This window comes from Acidovorax sp. HMWF018 (assembly GCF_003061035.1).
GTDB classification, from domain to species: Bacteria; Pseudomonadota; Gammaproteobacteria; order Burkholderiales; family Burkholderiaceae_C; genus Acidovorax; species Acidovorax delafieldii.
The window spans coordinates 1-1846 of record NZ_QAIM01000466.1; the positions used below are offsets into that span (position 1 = coordinate 1).

Here is a 1846-nt window from a genome sequence, read left to right on the forward strand (position 1 = left end):
GCCCCATGCTGATGCAATCCGCCCCCCCCCTTGGCGCGCTTGAAAACGCCACCGAATTCCTGCCCCGCCACATCGGCATCGACGCGGCCGACGAAGCGCACATGCTGTCGGTGATCGGCGAGGCCTCGCGCCGTGCGCTCATCGAATCCATCGTGCCGCGCTCCATTGCACGCAGCCGGGGCATGGACCTGCCTGCGCCGCTCACCGAAGCGGCCGCATTGGCAGAACTCAAGGCCATCGCGGGCAAGAACCAGCTGCTCAAGAGCTTCATCGGCCAGGGCTACTACGGCACGCACACGCCTGGCGTCATCCTGCGCAACATTCTGGAGAACCCCGCCTGGTACACCGCCTACACGCCCTATCAGGCCGAAATCTCCCAAGGCCGCATGGAGGCCCTGGTCAACTTCCAGACCATGGTGTGCGACCTGACGGGCATGCCGATTGCCAACGCATCCATGCTGGACGAAGCCACCGCCGCCGCCGAGGCCATGACGCTGGCGAAGCGCTCGGTCAAGAGCAAGAGCAACGTGTTTGTGGTGGCAGGCGACGCGCACCCGCAAACCATTGAAGTCATCCAGACCCGCGCCAAGCCCCTTGGCCTGGAAGTGCGCCTGGCCAATTCGGCCGAGGAATGGAACACCCTGCTGGACGGCGATTACTTTGCCGTGCTGGCCCAGTACCCCGCCACCAGCGGCCGCATTGACGACCTGCGCGCTGACGTGGAAAAAACGCATGCCAAGCAGGCCGCCTTCATCGTGGCCGCCGACCTGCTGGCGCTGACGCTCATCACCCCGCCCGGTGAACAAGGTGCCGACATCGTGGTGGGCACCACCCAGCGTTTTGGCATGCCCATGGGCGCCGGTGGCCCCCACGCCGCCTACATGGCCTGCCGCGACGAATACAAGCGCAGCCTGCCCGGCCGCCTGGTGGGTGTGAGTGTGGACGTGCATGGCAAACCTGCTTACCGGCTGGCGTTGCAAACCCGCGAACAGCACATCCGCCGCGAAAAGGCCACATCCAACATCTGTACGGCCCAGGTGCTGCCCGCCGTGATCGCCAGCATGTATGCCGTGTACCACGGCCCGGAAGGACTCAAGCGCATCGCACAGCGTGTGGCCAGCTACACCGCCATCCTCACGCAAGGGCTGCAGCAGCTGGGTGCGCCTGTGCGTGCACAGGCCACGTTCGACACCGTGAGCCTGCACACCCAGGGCGCTACACAATCCATAGCAACCAAGGCAATCAGCTTGGGCGCCAACCTGCGGATTTACTTTGAAGAGTACCTGTGTATCTCGCTGGACGAGACCACCACGCGCGCCGACATCGAGCTGCTGTGGAAGATCTTCGCCAAGGACGGCCAGGCGCTGCCCACCTTCGATGCGTTTGAAAAGGGCGTGGAGCCGCTGATCCCCACCGAGCTGCGCCGCACCAGCAGCTACCTCGCACACCCCGTCTTCAACACCCACCATTCCGAAACCGGCATGCTGCGCTACATCCGCCAGCTGTCCGACAAGGACCTGGCACTGGACCGCAGCATGATCCCGCTGGGCTCGTGCACCATGAAGCTCAACGCCACCAGCGAGATGATCCCCATCACCTGGCCCGAGTTTGCCAACGTGCACCCCTTCGCCCCCGCTGACCAGCAACAGGGCTACAAGCAGCTGGACGAGCAACTGCGCGCCTGGCTGTGCCAGGCCACGGGCTATGCAGGCATCAGCCTGCAACCCAACGCAGGCTCGCAAGGCGAATATGCCGGCCTGCTGGCCATCAAGGGCTACCACGAATCGCGTGGCGAAGGCCACCGCAACATCTGCCTGATCCCCAGCAGTGCACACGGTACCAACCC

At 64.6% G+C, this 1846-nt stretch carries 1 pseudogene; it reads left to right on the forward strand.

The features are described from left to right. Window positions 1-5: 5 nt before the first annotated feature. Window positions 6-1846 (forward strand): annotated as a pseudogene (gene gcvPA / locus DBR23_RS31155) (aminomethyl-transferring glycine dehydrogenase subunit GcvPA); the annotation flags it as partial.